At 66.6% G+C, this 17,330-nt stretch carries 16 protein-coding genes; 12 read left to right on the top strand and 4 right to left on the bottom strand.

The window, feature by feature from the left end:
* Positions 1–2: 2 nt before the first annotated feature.
* The 6 genes from AC3ANU_RS10030 (at position 3) to AC3ANU_RS10055 (ending at position 7,123) form a co-directional block, all read left to right on the top strand.
* Positions 3–893 carry a F0F1 ATP synthase subunit gamma gene (locus tag AC3ANU_RS10030; RefSeq protein WP_056387988.1) on the top strand — a complete coding sequence of 297 codons (891 nt, stop codon included), beginning with the start codon at positions 3–5 and terminating at the stop codon, positions 891–893.
* 83 nt (positions 894–976) lie between these two features.
* Positions 977–2,431 (top strand): F0F1 ATP synthase subunit beta, encoded by a 1,455-nt coding sequence (gene atpD, locus AC3ANU_RS10035; RefSeq protein WP_056387986.1) that lies wholly within the window; start codon positions 977–979, stop codon positions 2,429–2,431.
* 1 nt (position 2,432) lies between these two features.
* On the top strand, positions 2,433–2,717 hold the full coding sequence (locus AC3ANU_RS10040; protein WP_018760117.1) for a F0F1 ATP synthase subunit epsilon: 285 nt from the start codon (positions 2,433–2,435) through the stop codon (positions 2,715–2,717).
* 10 nt (positions 2,718–2,727) lie between these two features.
* Entirely contained in the window at positions 2,728–3,159 is a 432-nt protein-coding gene (locus tag AC3ANU_RS10045) for a DUF2550 domain-containing protein (protein WP_018768399.1), read from the top strand.
* Between the two features lie 5 nt (positions 3,160–3,164).
* Positions 3,165–4,493, top strand: a complete 1,329-nt coding sequence (locus tag AC3ANU_RS10050; RefSeq protein ID WP_134163849.1) for an alpha/beta hydrolase — start codon at positions 3,165–3,167, stop codon at positions 4,491–4,493.
* 32 nt (positions 4,494–4,525) lie between these two features.
* Positions 4,526–7,123 (top strand): phosphatidylglycerol lysyltransferase domain-containing protein, encoded by a 2,598-nt coding sequence (locus AC3ANU_RS10055; RefSeq protein ID WP_488315963.1) that lies wholly within the window; start codon positions 4,526–4,528, stop codon positions 7,121–7,123.
* A gap of 93 nt (positions 7,124–7,216) precedes the next feature.
* Here AC3ANU_RS10055 and AC3ANU_RS10060 read toward each other — a convergent pair whose 3' ends face one another.
* Complete coding sequence (locus tag AC3ANU_RS10060; protein WP_011692441.1) at positions 7,217–7,420, bottom strand: cold-shock protein; 204 nt, start codon at positions 7,418–7,420, stop codon at positions 7,217–7,219.
* 307 nt (positions 7,421–7,727) lie between these two features.
* Positions 7,728–8,423, bottom strand: a complete 696-nt coding sequence (gene nucS / locus AC3ANU_RS10065; RefSeq protein ID WP_018768396.1) for an endonuclease NucS — start codon at positions 8,421–8,423, stop codon at positions 7,728–7,730.
* Between the two features lie 119 nt (positions 8,424–8,542).
* Between nucS and AC3ANU_RS10070 the strand changes: the two genes are divergently transcribed.
* A complete protein-coding gene (locus AC3ANU_RS10070; RefSeq protein WP_026265638.1) occupies positions 8,543–8,896 on the top strand; it encodes a hypothetical protein in 354 nt (117 codons plus the stop codon).
* A gap of 29 nt (positions 8,897–8,925) precedes the next feature.
* Positions 8,926–9,723 carry an alpha/beta hydrolase gene (locus tag AC3ANU_RS10075; RefSeq protein WP_488315918.1) on the top strand — a complete coding sequence of 266 codons (798 nt, stop codon included), beginning with the start codon at positions 8,926–8,928 and terminating at the stop codon, positions 9,721–9,723.
* A gap of 37 nt (positions 9,724–9,760) precedes the next feature.
* On the opposite strand, the gene AC3ANU_RS10080 is transcribed toward AC3ANU_RS10075, so the two are convergent.
* Positions 9,761–11,080: an AI-2E family transporter gene (locus AC3ANU_RS10080; RefSeq protein WP_478223226.1), complete on the bottom strand. Its 1,320-nt coding sequence runs from the start codon at positions 11,078–11,080 to the stop codon at positions 9,761–9,763.
* 234 nt (positions 11,081–11,314) lie between these two features.
* Here AC3ANU_RS10080 and AC3ANU_RS10085 point away from each other — a divergent pair, with 234 nt between their 5' ends.
* The 4 genes from AC3ANU_RS10085 to AC3ANU_RS10100 are packed head-to-tail and all read left to right on the top strand — an operon-like array spanning position 11,315 to position 15,428.
* Positions 11,315–12,988 (top strand): DUF8094 domain-containing protein, encoded by a 1,674-nt coding sequence (locus AC3ANU_RS10085; RefSeq protein ID WP_488315964.1) that lies wholly within the window; start codon positions 11,315–11,317, stop codon positions 12,986–12,988.
* Between the two features lie 51 nt (positions 12,989–13,039).
* Entirely contained in the window at positions 13,040–14,032 is a 993-nt protein-coding gene (locus tag AC3ANU_RS10090) for a co-chaperone YbbN (RefSeq protein WP_488315919.1), read from the top strand.
* Positions 14,032–15,129: an NADH:flavin oxidoreductase/NADH oxidase gene (locus AC3ANU_RS10095; RefSeq protein ID WP_018768390.1), complete on the top strand. Its 1,098-nt coding sequence runs from the start codon at positions 14,032–14,034 to the stop codon at positions 15,127–15,129. The genes AC3ANU_RS10090 and AC3ANU_RS10095 overlap by 1 nt, the downstream gene beginning before the upstream one ends.
* 14 nt (positions 15,130–15,143) lie before the next feature.
* Positions 15,144–15,428 carry a DUF3253 domain-containing protein gene (locus AC3ANU_RS10100; protein ID WP_488315920.1) on the top strand — a complete coding sequence of 95 codons (285 nt, stop codon included), beginning with the start codon at positions 15,144–15,146 and terminating at the stop codon, positions 15,426–15,428.
* Between the two features lie 14 nt (positions 15,429–15,442).
* Here AC3ANU_RS10100 and AC3ANU_RS10105 read toward each other — a convergent pair whose 3' ends face one another.
* Positions 15,443–17,317 carry a Na+/H+ antiporter gene (locus AC3ANU_RS10105; protein WP_026265635.1) on the bottom strand — a complete coding sequence of 625 codons (1,875 nt, stop codon included), beginning with the start codon at positions 17,315–17,317 and terminating at the stop codon, positions 15,443–15,445.
* Between the last annotated feature and the right edge of the window lie 13 nt (positions 17,318–17,330).

Below are 17,330 nucleotides of genomic sequence, written 5' to 3' on the forward strand. Positions count from 1 at the left end.
GTATGGGAGCCCAGATCCGGGTCTACCGCCAGAAGATCAGCTCGACCACGTCGATGCGCAAGATCTTCAAGGCGATGGAACTGATCGCTACCTCGCGCATCGGCAAGGCCCGTGCGCGCGTAGCAGCTTCACTGCCTTACGCGAACGCGATTACGCGCGCCGTTTCTGCTGTCGCCAGCCAGAGCGAGATCGACCACCCGCTGACCACCGAGCCGGAGCAGATCCGCCGTGCCGCCGTCCTGGTAATCACCTCGGACCGCGGCCTGGCCGGTTCTTACTCCGCCAGCGTGCTGAAGCAGGCGGAAGGCCTCGTCGAGCTTCTTCACGAAGAAGGCAAGGAAGTCAAGACCTACGTCGTCGGACGCAAGGCCCAGGCCTACTTCGATTTCCGGAACCGCGAGTATGCGCGGGTCTGGACCGGGGGGACCGACGCGCCCGAGTTCGCGACCGCACGTGAGATCGGCGAAGCTCTGCTGTCGGAATTCGCAACGGAGTTCGAAGAGGGCGGCGTAGAGGAAATCCACGTCGTCTACACCCGCTTCAAGTCCATGGTCACCCAGGAGCCGACGGTCATCCGGCTGCTCCCGCTTGAAGTTGTGGAAGAACAGGCTGCATCTGAATCGGACCTCTTGCCGCTGTACGAGTTTGAGCCGGAAGCCGAGCGGGTTCTTGACGCGCTGCTGCCGCGCTACATCGAATCCCGTATCTTCGCAGCCATGCTGCAGGCAGCAGCTTCCGAGCTCGCCGCCCGCCAGCGGGCGATGAAGTCCGCAGGCGACAACGCGACAGACCTGATCAAGAAGTACACGCGTCTGCGCAACACGGCCCGCCAGGCCGAGATCACGCAGGAACTCTCCGAGATTGTTGCCGGTGCCGACGCTCTTGCGTCCTAGCCTCCACCACCTCGGTTCCCGCGTAACCAGCACCACCACAGATAGACTTAACCCCACGCCATCTACTGAATGAAGTGAGAGAGATGACTGCCACTGCTACCGAACACGTAGCCGCAACGTCCGGTGCAACCGGCCGTATTGCGCGCGTAATCGGCCCGGTTGTCGACGTCGAATTCCCGGCTGACGCAATCCCGTCGATTTACAACGCCCTCACCACCGAGATCACTCTCAACGGTGAAACCAAGACCATCACCTTCGAAGTTGCGCTGCACCTGGGTGACAACCTCGTCCGCGCCATCTCCCTCCAGGCCACCGATGGACTCGTCCGCGGCACGTCCGTGGTGGACACCGGCGCCCCGATCTCCGTTCCCGTCGGTGACGGCGTCAAGGGACACATCTTCAACGTGCTGGGCCAGCCCCTGGACGTTGCCGAGTCGGAACTGGAGATCACCGAGCGCTGGCCAATCCACCGCAAGGCCCCCAGCTTCGCCTCCCTCGAAGGTTCCACCGAGATGCTGGAAACCGGCATCAAGGTCATCGACCTCCTCACCCCATACATCAAGGGTGGAAAGATCGGCCTCTTCGGCGGCGCCGGCGTGGGCAAGACCGTGCTGATCCAGGAAATGATCACCCGTGTTGCCCGCAACTTCGGTGGTACCTCGGTCTTCGCCGGTGTTGGCGAGCGTACCCGTGAGGGCAACGACCTCTGGGTTGAAATGGAAGAGGCAGGGGTCCTCAAGGACACTGCCCTTGTATTCGGCCAGATGGACGAGCCGCCGGGAACGCGTCTGCGTGTGGCCCTGTCCGCGCTGACCATGGCGGAGTACTTCCGCGATGTGCAGAACCAGGACGTGCTGCTCTTCATCGACAACATCTTCCGCTTCACCCAGGCCGGCTCCGAGGTATCGACCCTGCTGGGCCGCATGCCTTCCGCCGTGGGCTACCAGCCCAACCTGGCGGATGAGATGGGCCTCCTTCAGGAGCGCATCACCTCCACGAAGGGCCACTCCATCACCTCGATGCAGGCCATCTACGTCCCCGCAGATGACTACACCGACCCGGCTCCGGCCACGACCTTCGCACACCTCGACGCGACCACGGAACTTTCCCGTGAAATCGCCTCCCGTGGTCTGTACCCGGCCGTTGACCCGCTGACGTCCACGTCCCGCATCCTGGATCCCCAGTACATCGGCAAGGACCACTACAACACGGCAGTCCGCGTGAAGCAGATCCTGCAGAAGAACAAGGAACTCCAGGACATCATCGCCATCCTCGGTGTCGATGAACTCTCCGAAGAGGACAAGATCGTTGTCTCCCGTGCACGCCGCATCCAGCAGTTCCTCTCGCAGAACACCTACACCGCCAAGCAGTTCACCGGCGTTGAGGGCTCCACGGTTTCCATCAAGGACACCGTTGAAGGCTTCTCGGCCATCTGCGACGGCGAGCTGGACCACGTCGCGGAGCAGGCGTTCTTCAACGTCGGCGGCCTCGACGACGTCGAGCGCCAGTGGGCCAAGATCCAGGAACAGACCAAGTAATATGGCTGAGCTTGAGGTTGAGATTGTCGCAGCGGACCACTTCGTGTGGTCCGGAGCGGCCAAGATGGTCAAGGCCCGCACCAGCGATGGTGAAATCGGAATCCTGCCCGGCCACTCGCCCCTGCTGGCGATCCTGGCCGAGGGTGAACTGGCCATCCAGCCGGTGTCCGGGGACCGTATTGCGGTAGACGTCGACGGCGGGTTCTTCTCGGTCGACAACAACCGCGTGGTTATCGTTGCTGACAACGCCCAGCTGGGCGGCTCGGCTACCGCTGGGATCCGCTAGCACGACCTTGATGGACGCACCGGGTATTCCGTTCATCGCACTGGCAATCGCCTTCGGATTGCTGATCATTGCACTGTGCCTTTCGGGGGTGCGCCGCTTCAACCTGCGGCGTGCCCTCGGCACGGTGGACGCCTCCATTTGCGTTGCTGGAAACAGCTGGCAGATGGGGGTTTGTCGTTATCAGGACAACGACCTTGAATGGTTCAGGCTCATCTCCTTGAGCGTGCGTCCCAAATACACGTTCAAGCGCAGTTCGCTGGAGCTGCTGGGCCGCCGGAAACCCACGGAGGCGGAAGCCGTCAAGGTCCAACCGGACGTGGTGATCGTTGAACTCCGGTATGAGGGGCAGGACCTGCACCTTGCCATGAAGTTCGACGCATATACGGGTCTTTCATCCTGGCTTGAGGCAGGTCCGGTGATAGGCGTGGGGACCTGGCGCTAGCCGACGTGGATTGGCTTTCAGACATCCGGCTCACGGACGGTCCACTGTATGGGACCGTCCTGGTATTGGGAATGGGCGGCGCCGCCTATCTCCTGGTGCCACCCTGGCGCGCCTCCATGACGCCGGGGCACCGCGCCCGGGCGTGGGCGGTCCGCATCCTCACCGCCGCGGCAGCCGCCTTTGCGCTGGTGGGTACGGTGCACTGGGCGCTCATCAACATCTTCTCCACCTTCCCCGAGGACCTGCCGGACCCCGTCCTGCTGTGGATTGTGCCCGGTGTTGCGGCTCTTCTCCTGGGCCTTCTCCGGCTGCCCCGGAGCAGCTGGGGCGGACGCGGGGGAGGGATCCTCGCCGCACTGCTGGTGGTGCTGCTCTCGGCGATCCAAGTCAACGCGTACTTTGGCCTCAACAGGACCGTGAGCGATCTGCTGGGTACGGCCCTGGCCCGGATACCGGCCCTTGAACAGGACCTTATGCGCCGTCCGGGCGCGTCCGACGGCGTACCCCTCCAGGGGTGGAAGCCGGAAGGGGAGCTGCCGGACGGGGGCGTCCTGCGGAAGTCCGCGATCCCTGGAACGCAGTCCGGGATGAACACGCGTGAGGCCTACATCTACCTTCCGCCGGCCTACTTTGCGGCGAACCGGCCCGCATTGCCGGTACTGGTTCTGGTGGCCGGACAGCCGGGCGGGCCGGCGGACTGGCTCACCGGCGGCGCAATCCGCGGCCACATGGATTCCTTTGCCGCGGCACACGGCGGAGTGTCCCCGGTGGTGGTCATTCCGGATCCCAACGGGTCGCAGTCCGCCAACACCATGTGCATGGACAGCCGCATTGCCAACGCGGACACCTATCTCTCACAGGATGTACCTCAGTGGATCAGTTCCACCCTGGCGGTGGATACCAACCACAGCCACTGGGCTGTGGGTGGCTTCTCCTTCGGCGGCACGTGCGCCGTGCAGATGGGAACCCGGCATCCCGACGTCTACGCCGACGTGCTCGCCTTCTCCAGCGAGGCCGAACCTGCCATTGCCAAGGAGCGGCAGAAGACCATAGACGCAGCATTTCCCGGAAACCCAGATGAATTCACCAAGCAGACTCCACTGGAGATCATGAAACACCAACGGTTTGAGTCCAGCGGCATGTACCTCACTGCAGGCCAGAACGATCCCGAGTTCGTGGGCAACCTCCACACGCTGGCGGCTGCGGCAGAGGCCGCCGGCTTCACCGTGCAGGCACACGAGGTGGAGCACACGGGCCACTCCTGGGATACGTCCTCCAAGCGGTTCGCGGATGCGCTGCAGTTCCTTGGCAGCCAGTGGGGGCTGCAGTGGTGAGTACCAGGAAACCGGAACGCACGGCCGCCCTGATGTGGGCCGCCGTCGGACGTCCGGCAGTCCAGCAGGCGCTGCTCACGCTGAAATCCATGCCCTTCACCCTGGGCGTGCTGGTTGCCTTCCTTGCAGCCGCTGCCCTGACCGGAAGCTTCCTTGACGGGCCGCCGGAGCAGCTCCTGGGCCTGGCCTCGGTCAGCGGCCCCGGCCTGCGCAGCGGGCAGTGGTGGACGCTGTTCACCAGCGCCTTCTTCGCCACCAACCCGCTCGCCTACCTTGCCGCGTCGCTGATGATCGTGCTGCTGCTGGGCCTGGCGGAGCGCAAGCTTGGCCGGCGGGCCGCCGTCGGACTGTTCTTTGGCGGGCAATTCGCGGCCGTCACGGTGTTCCTCCTGGTAACCCAGCTGGCCGTGTATGTGGGCGACGGCTGGCTGGACCGGATGGTGGATGACAGGCTCATCGGTCCGTATGCCCCGGTGCTTATTGCCGGTCTTGCGGCCAGTGCCCGGATCACGCTGCTGTGGCAGCGCCGGCTGCGCACCGTGGTGCTGTCCATTTCCCTGCTGCTGGTCCTGTACGTGGGGCACGCCGAAACCGTCATTGGCCTCATCGGCGCCCTCCTTGGCCTCCTTGCAGGCTGGTGGATCCAGGGGGACCAGGGGCGGCTTCACCGTCACCGGTCAACGGGCCGGGAAACCAGGAACCTCCTGGCCCTGACCGTTGCCGTGTTCGCGGTGGGTCCCATCCTGACCGGAATCACGCGTGCGCCAACCGGCCCGCTGGCTTTGCTCCGGGACGTCGTCCTGAGCCCGATGCCCACGCTGAACCAACTGATCTTCAACTGCGGCGCCACCGTTGACGCCACTTGCCTGGAAACGGGCAGGGCAGGATTTGCCGGCCCGTTCGGCCTGGCGCTGGCCGTGGTGCCGGTCCTCCTGCTGCTGATCTGCGCGGACGGCATGCGCCGGGGCCGCCGGCTGGCCCTGAACATCGCGCTGGCCATCCAGTTGGCTGTCACGGCCCTCGCCGCGGTCTACCTGGCACTGTTCGCCCTTGTTCCCTCACGCCTGCAGGGCACGCATGCAACGCCGCTGTCCTCGGCCTTCGCACATGTGCTGCCGCTCGTGGTGGTTCCGCTGCTGCTGGCAGTGGTCCTGTGGCTGAACCGGCGGCAGTTCCGCGTGCAGACGCGTCCGGGCGCCCGGCGGACGCTCGCTGCGGTGGTCTGCGGAACCTGGCTGGTGCTGGCCAGCTCATATACCGTGGCCTGGTTCTGGTCCGGCGGACTGTCCCGTGACGGCGGCTTGCTGGGCCTTTTCGCCGAGTTGGCCCGGCAGTACGTCCCGGTGCCCATTCCGCAGAATTTCCGCCGGGTCTTCCCGGAACGCGACAGTGCCGAAGCACTGCTGTTCGCCTACTCGGGACCGGTGTTCTGGCTCGTGGCCCTGGCGGCGGTGTTGTGGGTGCTGGTGGGCCGGCACCACGGCCTCCACTTCGGACGGCAGGACCGCAGCCGCGCCCGGGAACTGCTCCACCAGGGCGGCGGACCCTTGTCCTGGATGGCACTGTGGGAGCCCAACACGTACTGGTTCAGCCCGGACGGCGCAGGCGGCATGGCCTTCCAGCAGCATGGGACCGTGGCCCTGACCTTGGGCGGTGCATTCGGTGACCGCAAGGCCGAGCAGCGGGTCACCGAAGGCTTCCTGGACTACTGCCGCAGCCAGGCCCTGATACCGGCGCTGTATTCCTGCGACGACACCATGTGGCCGGTACTGAGGGAACGCGGCTTCTCCCGCGTGGCCGTGGCCCAGGAGACCCGGCTGGCGCTGAACGAGCTTGAGTTCAAAGGCAAGGAATGGCAGAACGTCAGGACCGCCCTGAACCGCGCCGCGAAGCTGGGCGTCCATGCCGTCTGGGGCTCCTACCATTCGCTGCCCGCAACGCTCCGGCTAAGGCTGAACGAAGTGTCCGAGGAATGGGCGGCCGGCAAGTCCGTTCCGGAAATGGGCTTCACGCTGGGGGGAGTGGACGAGCTCGACGACGAGGAGGTCCTGTGCTGCCTGGCCGTGGACGGCCACGGCGTGGTCCACGGCGTGACCAGCTGGTTGCCCGTGTACGACGGCGGGCGGCTGGTAAGCAGGACCCTGGATGTCATGCGCCGCGGCAGTGAAGGATTTCCGGGGGTGATGGAATTCCTGATTGCCTCCGCCGTACTGGAGTTGCGGGATTCCGTGGACGTGATCTCCCTGTCGGGTTCGCCGCTGGCCAGCCGTCCCGATGCCCAGCCGGAGCGGGGAACAGGAACAGGCGCGGAGGGAACGGGCGCTGAGGGAACAGGCGCCGGGGGCCCCGGCGGGGGCGAGGACGCAGGGCAACAGGAGGGCGCCCCCGATGAGGGCGCGCAGAACCTGGTCAGGATCCTGGACCTGGTGGGCCACGCGCTTGAGCCGGTCTACGGCTTCCGCTCCCTGGCGGCCTTCAAGTCCCGGTTCAAGCCGGAGTACCGGGCGCTTTACCTGTACTACCAGGATCCGTTGCACCTGCCCGCCATCGGCAGGGCGCTGACCCGCGCCTACCTCCCCGGTCTTTCCCTGGCGCAGGGCGCCCGGCTGGTGCGCAAACTGGTGACCTGAGGCGGCAGCAACGCCGGCATAAAAAATGGTCCCCGGCAATCCTGCCGGGGACCATTTGGTTCGCTGACAGCCGCGGGAAGCGGCCGGGCGGTACTAGACCAGCGTTACGCCGGTAGCCTGGGGACCCTTGGCGCCCTGGCCGATTTCGAACTGAACGCGCTGGTTCTCGTCGAGGGTCTTGAAGCCGCCGGTCTGGATTTCGGAGTAGTGAACGAAGACATCGCCATCGGAGTCATCCGGGGTGATGAAGCCGAAGCCCTTTTCAGCGTTGAACCACTTGACGGTTCCCTGTGCCATTTATTTCTCCTCATTGTGGAACTTTTTAAGACCGGCACACCTCGTGCCGACCTTGGTCACTCCGCGAGAAGAATCCTGATTGCCTTTCCCTGATGGGAGATCCGGCGCTGCAGGAGCTTCGCGCTCGCAACATGTCTTGCGAGCATGAAAAACACCTACACAAAGACTGAGATAAGAATTTCATGCCCGTTCCCGCAGGTCAACGGGCCGGAGGACAAAAAGGACAAAATTTAGGTAAAAAAGAGATGTCGCTGAAGCCTGCACCGAATGCCGGGCAATTAAGTGCCTAAAGCAACAAAGGCAAAAACTAGAAGAGGCGGGATTCGCTGTCGTCCACTCCGCGCATGGCGTCGTAGTCCAGCGTTATGCAGTCGATCCCGCGGTCGTTTGCCAGCACCTTGGCCTGCGGCTTGATCTGCTGGGCCGCAAAGATTCCCCGGACCGGTGCCAGCAAAGGGTCGCGGTTGAGCAGCTCCAGGTACCGGGTCAGTTGCTCCACGCCGTCAATGTCGCCCCGGCGCTTGAGCTCAATGGCCACGGTGGCGCCGTCCGCGTCGCGCGCCAGGATGTCCACGGGCCCAATGGCGGTGAAGTACTCGCGCCTGATGAGGGAGTAGCCCTGTCCAAGCGTCTCGATCTGCTCGGCGAGCAGCCGCTGCAGGTCCGCCTCCACCCCGTCCTTGATCAGTCCGGGATCCACGCCCAGGTCGTGGGAGGACTCGCTGATCTTTTCGTGGATATTGATGATGAGCCGGTCATCGGTCTTGGCCGACTGCACCGTCCACTGCTCCACCACGCCAAGTTCGAGGTCCACTTCGTCGGGGGAAGAAACCCGCAGCGTGGCAGGCGGGCTCATCCAGTTCAGCGGCTTGTAGGAACCGCCGTCGGAATGGACCAGCACGGAGCCGTCCGCCTTGACCAGCAGGAGCCGGGTGGCGAGGGGGAGATGGGCTTTGAGCCGGCCAACGTAATCAACGGAGCAATGGGCTATGACAAGTCGCACGCCGTACAGACTATCGCGTGGGCTCCGCAGGCCATGTCCGACGGCGGGGCGCCGGGTGCATCGGAAGCGGCGGCAAGGAGCGGGACAGGGGAGTGGGCGGCCTGGGGCAGAATGGATACATGCCGCGTTCCAACCGTCCCCGCCGTCCTGTTTCCGGCAAGGGTTCCGCTTCCGGCAGGGGCGCAGGAGGAAAGAGGAGCGGGGACATTCCCGAACTGGACCTGGAACGGGCACGGGCCGGTATCGCCCGCCGCGAGAGCGCCCCGGACGGCGAGTGGATGGTACGGACCATGACCGCCAGGAATGCTGAGAAGACCTACATCTGCCCGGAATGCTCCACCGCCGTGCTGCCCGGCGTCGCACACCTGGTGGTCTGGAAGGACGACCACCTCTTTGGTGCCGCCGCCGGGCTGGCCGAGCGGCGGCACTGGCACACCAACTGCTGGATGACGCGCAGCTACCGGTACCGCTGACGCCGCCCGCTGTCGCTAAGCTGGCAGTCATGACTTTTGATCCGGCGTCGTACCACTTCACCCAGGCCGGGGGCCCTGTCCCCATCCGTGCCTCCACCGTCCTGCCCGCCCGTCGAGAGAACATCGAGCTGCAGACGGAGGACGGCCACACGCTGGTGGGCGAGCTGGCACTGCCGGAATCCGGCCCCGTCAAGGCAACGCTGATCACGCTCCACCCGCTGCCGACGCACGGTGGCTTCATGGATTCCCATGTGTACCGCAAGGCCTCCTACCGGCTGCCGGCGCTGGCGGGCATCGCGGTGCTGCGCTTCAATACCCGGGGTACGGCCTCCCCCCGGGGTGCCAGCAGCGGCGCGTTCGAGGAAGGGATAGGGGAGCGGCACGACGTCGAGGCAGCCGTGCGCTTCGCCGTTGAGCGGGGCCTGCCCAACCGCTGGCTGGTGGGCTGGTCGTTCGGGACCGAACTGGCGCTGATGTACGGGGCCGTGGAGCCGGTGGCCCCACAGATCGAGGGGGCGGTGCTGCTGTCGCCTCCGCTGCACCGCGCCACGGACAAGCACCTGCAGCTGTGGGCCGAATCCGGCAAGCCCCTCACCGTCCTGGTGCCGGAGCACGACGACTTCCTCCAGCCTGCCGAGGCAACCGCAAGGTTCAGCCTGGTGCCGCAGGCCCTCGTAGTGGGCGTGGCCGGGGCCAAGCATCTGTGGGTGGGGGAGAAGTACGCCGCACGGGTCCTGAACGACATCGTGGCGCTTGTCAGTCCAGATGCCGCCGCAGCACCGCTGCCGCAGGAATGGGAAGGGCCGGCGGCGACGGCCGGCGCCTAAGCGGCCCCGCAGGGAACGACGTGCGGGGGACAGCGGGTCAGTGCTGGTCCTGCCGGACGATATAGATTTCCCGGAGCAGCAGCAGGACCGCTGCGGCAGTGGGGATGGCGATCAGCGCACCGAGCACGCCCAGCAGGCTTCCGCCCGCAATCACGGAGATCACCGCCACGGCACCGGGCACGGCAACTGCCTTCTGCATGATGCGCGGCGAGATGAAGTAGGCCTCGAACTGCAGGTACGCGAAATAGCAGATGGCGTAGATGGCGGCCGCCTGCCAGCCCTGGGTGAGGGATACAAGGATCACCACAATGCCTGCGATCATGCCGCCCACCAGCGGGATGAAAGCGAGCAGGACCACCACGAACGCCAGCAGCAGGGCAAAGGGGATGCCCACGATGGACATCACCACGAAGGCGAAAGTGGCGTTGAGGAGGGCCACGCATGCCTGGCCGATGACGTAGTTTCCCACTGACCGGGTGATCTCCTCGGAGAGGGCGGCCACCCGTTTGCGGCGGGAGCGGGGGGCCAGCCTGTAGCCCCACTTCTTCATCGCCGGCAGCGCTGCCAGGAAGTACAGGCTCAGCACCAGGACAATGAGGGTGCCGAAGAGCCCGTTGGCCACGGTGGATCCGAATCCCACCACGCCGCCGAAAATGCCGCCCATGGCCGCCGGGTCATTGACGAACTTGTCCAGTTCCTCGGTGATGCGGTCCCGCACGCCGAACTGGTCATCGAGGCTGCGGAAGAAGTCCGAGTCCATGAAGTTGCGCACCCAGTCCGGCGCCTGCCGCACGATCTCCGACACCTGTTCAACAATGGTGGGGATAAGAGTGGCGAAAAACCCGACGACGGCGCCCATGAGGACAGCCACGGAGACAAGGATGCCGGCGGGCCGGGGGATCTTCCTGTTTTCGAGCCAGCCCACCACGGGTTCAAGTCCCAGGGCGATGAACAGCGCCGCCACGATCCACAGCAGCAGCTGCGTGGTGTGGGAACCGATCCAGTAGACCAGCAGCGCCAGTCCCACGCCCACTGTCCCCATGAAGCCCATGTACAGGGGATGCTGGGGGGACATGCGCGGCCCGGGGTGGCCGAACTGGGGTTCCTCGTCACCGCCGTGGTCCGTCTGGGGAACCTGCCCGGTGTATTCCGGGGGCATTTCGAACCGAAGCCTGGGCTGTGCTCCGGGCAAGGGCTGGCGGAGCCTGCGGACCACCTGGCCGAGTGCAGCCGCTGCCGTGCCCCTGCGGTGGGCTGCCGCTGCCATTCCCAGGGGAGGCACCGTCGCAGGGACAGGGCCCCTGGAATCCCCGGGATTTCCGGTTGCCGCCGAGGATGGGTCCGTCTTGTCAGTCACTGGTTTTGGGGGCCTGTTCCGTGCGTGGCTCCGCGTGCGCGGGCCAATGTGATGATCATCGCAAACACTATCAGCAGGCTTGTCACCGGGAGCCGAAGCCACCGCCCGGAGGTCTTCGGAAGAGGGGCCGGAACGGGCAAAAAAGGGCTCCTGGTAACAAAAAGGTTACTATTGAAGGCAAACCCCCGCTGATGATAGGTGTTTCCCTTGCGTTTAAAGACTGCAGCCGCACTTGTGCTGCTCGGCCTCCTGACACTTTTGGCCGGCATCGGCCAGAGAACCATCTGGGCTCCATCCGAGACGTTCACAGCGTCCGTGCCGGCGGATGCCGCCGCCGCGCCGTTGACGGTCATCGACCATAAGCTGCGCACCCTGCATGACGGAACCGTCAAGATCACCGTCCAGGGCGACGGCAACTTCATGCTGGCCACGGGACGGCCCGATGACGTGAGCGCCTGGGTGGGCCAGACGGCCCACAACACCATCACCGGCGTCACCGAAGACGAAAAGTCACTCGTGGTTGAGCACGCCGACGGCGAAGGGACCGCCCCCAACCCGGCCGGTTCCGACCTCTGGGTTTCCAATGAGAATGCCAGCGGCGAGCTTGAATACACCTGGACCCCGCCCGCCGACGGTGACTGGAGCCTGCTCCTCGCTTCCGACGGCACCAAGGCCGCCCCGGCTTCTGTCTCCATGACCTTCCCCAACGACACGTCCACCCCCTGGGCGGTCCCGCTGATGGTCCTGGGCAGCCTGCTGATCGTGGGCGGAATTGTCCTGGGACTGCTTTCAGCCCGCCGGAAGGACGGCGAGGGCGGTGACAGCGGCTACGCCCGCCGCGCCCGTGCACGGAACGCCGAAACGCAGGGCCAGGCCCCGTCGTCGTCCTCCTCTTCCAAGGCCACCATGGTGGCGGCCGGCGTGGTTGCCGCCCTGCTGGCCGGATCCGCCACTGCTGCCCAGGCCGCCAGTCCAAGCCCGCTGCCGTCCGGCAGCGCCTCATCCACGGCGAAGCAAGCCGCGGGATCGCCGGTCCTGCTGGACGCCCAGTTCCGCCGGATCCTGGAGCAGGTCTCCAGCGCCACCGACGCCGGCGACGCCGCCAAGGATGCGGCCAAGTTGGCGGACCGCGTGGGTGGACCGGAACTGGAAGTCCGTACCCAGAACTACAAGATCCGCTCCCAGGTGGGCACTTACGAGCCGCGCATGCCCGTACGTTCCACCAAGCTGCTGACCACCGTCGTTACCAGCGATCGTGACTGGCCCCGCTCGGTGCTGGCCGTGACCCAGGGCGAAGGCAACGTCGTTCCGCAGATCCTGACCCTGGTCCAGCAGTCGCCGCGGGAAAACTACAAGCTCATGGAAACCACGCCGCTGCAGCCGGGCACCACCTTCCCGAACATCAGCCGCGGCGGTACCGAGACGCTTTCCGCAGCGGACAAGAGCGGGCTGCTCTACAGCGGCGAGGAAGCAATGTCCGGCCTGGCCGACAGGCTCACGTCGGCGGACTCGCCGTTCAAGGACAAGCTGGTCGAGGGCCAGTCCTCGCCGTATATCGCCGATACCCTGTCCTACCAGGCTGAGGTGGCGAAGGCAGGCGAAAACGGCAACTTCTCCTTCACTCACAAGGTGGTCCCCGAAAGCACCGTGGTGTTCCGCACCTCGGACGGCGGGGCCCTGGTCCTGGGCCGGATCAACTTTGGCTTCGAGGGCACCCCCAAGGCGGCCGGTGACAAGCTGAGCATCGGCGACGATGCGGCAGCCCTGGCCGGCGGCAAGGAAACCACCACCGGCATGGTGCTGAGCTTCGCGGAATCCATGGCGGTCTATGTGCCGCCGGCAGGATCCACGGACCCGATGAAGCTCGTCGCCGCAACCCGCGGCCTGGTCGGAGCCACCTTCAAGTAGGGCCTGGCTGTATTACCACCGGCAGCGGCCGGAGTGGCTAGAGTGGGAAACATGAGTTCGCCAGCTTCCCGCCCAGTCCCTCCTGCCGCTGCCAACCCGGTTAACCTGCGCGGCGCCGTCGACCTTTCCTCGCTGAAGCGCCCGGCCGCCCCGTCCGGGCCTGCCGCCCCGTCCGGCCCTGCAACAGCGCCCCGGGGCGACCAGCCGGACGCACCCGCCGGCGGCCCCGAACTCAAGGTCAACGTCACCGAGGCAAACTTCCAGCAGCTGGTGGAACTGTCCGCCCAGGTCCCCGTGGTGTTCGCCCTGTGGGCCCCGTACTCGCCCGAATCCGGCAGGATGCTCGAGACCCTTGAGCGCGTGGTTGCCTCGTACGGTGGACGCCTGGTCCTTGGCGCAGCAGATATCGAGGCCTTCCCGCAGCTGGCCCAGGCCTTCCAGGTGCAGGCCGTTCCCACCGCCGTCGCCGTCTTGAAGGGGCAGCCGGTGCCGCTCTTCCAGGGCAGCGCGGAAGAAGAGCAGGTGCGCAGCCTCTTCGACGAACTCCTCAAGGTGGCTGCAGCGAACGGGGTCACCGGAAGCCTTGGCGGGGAAGCGGGCGGGGAACAGGAGCCCGCGCCGCTGCCGCCGCTGCACCAGGCCGCCTTTGACGCCATTGAGGCCGGCGACTACGCCGCCGCAGCTGCGGCCTACCGCCAGGCGCTCAAGGAGATGCCGGCCGACCATGAGGCCAAGGCCGGCCTGGCGCAGGTGGAACTGATGGACCGGCTGCAGTCGTTGTCGGCCCAGGACGGCGAGGCGCTGCGTGCGCAGGCCGCGGATGAGCCGGACAACCTGGCGGCACAGCTCGGCGTGGCGGACCTCGACGTGGCCGGCGGCCACGTCGAGGATGCACTGAACCGGCTGGTGGCGTTCATCGGCAGGAACTTCGGCCCGGAGCGGGAGACCGCACGGGTACGGCTGCTGGAGCTGTTCGACATCGTGGGCGCAGGTGATGAGCGGGTAGCAAAGTCGCGGCAGGCGCTTGCCCGGGTGCTGTTCTAGTGCCGGCCCTGTTCCAGCCGCTGACGCTGCGGTCCATGGAGCTGCAGCACCGTGGCTGGGTATCGCCCATGTGCCAGTACAGCTGCGATCCCGACGACGCCCCGGGCGTTCCGAACGACTGGCACCTGGTGCACCTTGGCGGGTTTGCCACGGGCGGCGCCGCGATGATCCTCACGGAGGCCGCGGCAGTAAACGCCGCCGGCCGGATCAGTCCCCGCGACGCGGGCCTCTACAACGACGACCAGGCGGCGGCCTGGCAGCGGATTATCTCCTTTGTCCACCGGCACGGTACCGCCGGCACCAGGATCGGCGTGCAGCTGGCCCACGCCGGCCGCAAGGCGTCAACGTACTGGCCGTTTTCGGGCAAGCACGGGAGCGTTCCGGCGTCCGACGGCGGCTGGGACACCGTGGGCCCGTCCACCACCGCTTTCGAGGGCTATGCGGCGCCTGCCGCCATGACCGTGGAACAGATCCACGGCGTCATTGCCGATTTTGCCGCTGCCGCCGTGCGTGCGGTGGACGCCGGCTTTGACACGATGGAGATCCACGGGGCGCACGGCTACCTCCTGCACCAGTTCCAGAGCCCGCTGATCAACCAGCGTGACGACGACTGGGGCGGGGACGAAGCCGGACGGAACCGGCTCATGCTGGCCGTGGTGGACGCCGTCCGCGCTGTCATTCCCGATTCCATGCCCCTGCTGCTCCGGATCTCTGCCACAGACTGGGCGCCGGGCGGCGTGGACCAGGCGGCGTCGGTGCGGCTGGCCCGCGAGGCGGCCGCCCGCGGCGTGGACCTGGTGGATGTCTCCAGCGGCGGGGCCGTGGCGCACCAGCAGATCAAGCCGGGCCTGGGCTATCAAACCGGATTCTCCGCAGCCATCCGCGAGGAGGCAGGAGTCGCCACCGGCACGGTGGGGCTGGTGACCACGCCCGGGCAGGCGGAGCACGCCGTGGCCACCGGCCAGGCCGACGGCGTCTTCATTGCGCGCGCGGCGCTGCGCGACCCCCACTGGTGGCTGCGGGCCGCATTCGAACTGGGTTACGACATTGCCTGGCCGCCCCAGTACGAGCGGGCCATCCCGCGGCGTGCCTTCTGACCGCGGCGTCCGGCATGGCGCGTCCTGGCGGAACGGGGCCGCAAACCAAGGTTGACCGGCAGCTGGAAGCGAAGATCCTGGAACTGTTGGCATCCCGTGCGGACACGGCCACCATCTGCCCCTCTGATGCTGCCAGGGCCGTGGGCGGAGATGACTGGCGCCGGCTCATGGAACCCGCCCGGGCCGCCGCACGCCGCCTGGTGGACGCAGGGCAGGTCCACATCACCCAAGGCGGTTCCGTCGTTGATCCGGGTACGGCCAGGGGGCCGATCAGGATCCGGAAAGTGCCCCCGAACTAAGTACCCGGCCTGCTTCAGCCGAGCAGGTCATCCACGTAGCACCAGCGCCAGTCCTCGCCGGGTTCGATGCTGCGCATGACCGGGTGGCCGGCTTCCTTGAAATGGCGGCTGGCGTGCCGTCCCGCCGAGGAATCGCAGCAGCCAATGTTTCCGCAGGCCAGGCACATTCGCAGGTGTACCGGTGTGGTCCCTTCCCGTTCGCACCCGGCACAGGTGGGGTTCGCCGGAACCGGCGACGGCATGGCGGCGGTCAGGTGGTCGCACACGCCGCCCGGCTGGGCAAGTCCTTCGCCGCCGCCCTCTGTGGCGGCGTCGGGTTCGTTGAGGGAGGCATCAAGCATGGACTCCTCCACATCCAGCCGTTCCAGGACCTCACTGAGGACTTCATGCGCGAAGTCCCCGCCACGCCGAAGCTCCAGCACCTTGTCCCGCTCAGCCTCCAGCATGGCCATCCGCAATTGGGCGTAACGCTGGCTGGGGGTGGCCGACTCCGCGGCCGGCCTGCCCAGGCGCTCCCAAGCCGCGAGTCCCCGCTCCTGGGTCCGGCGCCGGAGCATATCCATGACCTCGGGCGGGTCGTTCTCGCGCCGCAGCTGCTCCAGCCGCTCCATTCCCGCCGCGGTGGCCAGCTGCATCAGCGCGGCCTGGTTCAGCGCGTCCTCGCGCCTGTCCGGTCCCGGCAGCCCCAGGACCCGGACCAGGGCCGGCAGCGTGAATCCCTGCAGCACCAGGGTGCCTGCCACCACCACCATGGCCGCCAGGACCAGTACGTTGCGGTGCTCCAGGTCGTCCGGCAGCGTCAGGACGGCGGCAAGGGTAACCACGCCGCGCATGCCTGCCCAGGACACAATGGCCGGGAACTGCCAGGGCGGCGCGGGGTCTTTCCGCTGCACGGAAGGGATCAGCCGGGGCAGGTACGTGGCCGGAAAAACCCAGACGGGCCGCAGCACCAGCACCGCCAGCAGGATCACGGCACAGCCCAGCCACACCCGGCCGGCACCCAGCGAATCGTCCTGGACGCTGTCGATGATGCTCCGCACCTGCAGGCCGATCAGGAGGAACACGGCGTTCTCCAGCAGGAACTGGACGGTGTCCCAGTTGCTCCGGGCGCTTTGCCGCGCGGCGCCGTTGGGCATGGACGGCGCCTTGGTGCCCATCACCAGGCCGGTTACGACGACGGCGAGCACCCCGGACGCGTGGATCGCCTCGGCGGGGAGGAACGCAACGAAGGGTGCCATCAGCGATGTTGAGGTGTTGATGGCAACGTTGCTGATCCGCTTCCTGACTTCGGTGAGGAGGTACGCTGCGGCCAGTCCCACCGCCAGGCCGCCGCCGGCCGCCACCACAAATCCACCCGCCACATCCAGGGCGGAGACGGAGCCCGCGATGGCCGCCACCGCAGCACGCAGGCACACCAGTGCCGTGGCGTCGTTGACCAGTGACTCGCCTTCCAGGATGTTCACGATCCGGCGGGGCATCCCCACCTTCCGTGCAATGGCCGTAGCCGCCACCGCGTCAGGCGGCGCCACCACCGCGCCAAGCGCAATGGCTGCGGCCAGCGGGATTTCCGGGAACAGCCACCACACCACCAACCCGACTCCCACGGTGCCGAAGATGACGTAGCCAACGGACAGCAATCCGATGGAGCGGCGGTTGCTCTTGAAGTCGAACAGCGACGTGCGGAACGCGGCCGCGTACAGCAGCGGCGGCAGCAGGCCGACCAGCACCAGTTCGGGGTTCAGCTCGACGGGCGGAATGAATGGCAGGAACGATCCCGCCACCCCGGCCAGGACCAGCAGCAGCGGAACCGGGATATTGAACCTGCGGCCCACGGCGCTGCCGGCGCACACCACAGCAACGATCACCAGCAGGCCCAACGCAATACCCATGGGGCTAGTTTCG

The sequence above is a fragment of the Arthrobacter sp. SDR-2R genome, assembly GCF_057747955.1.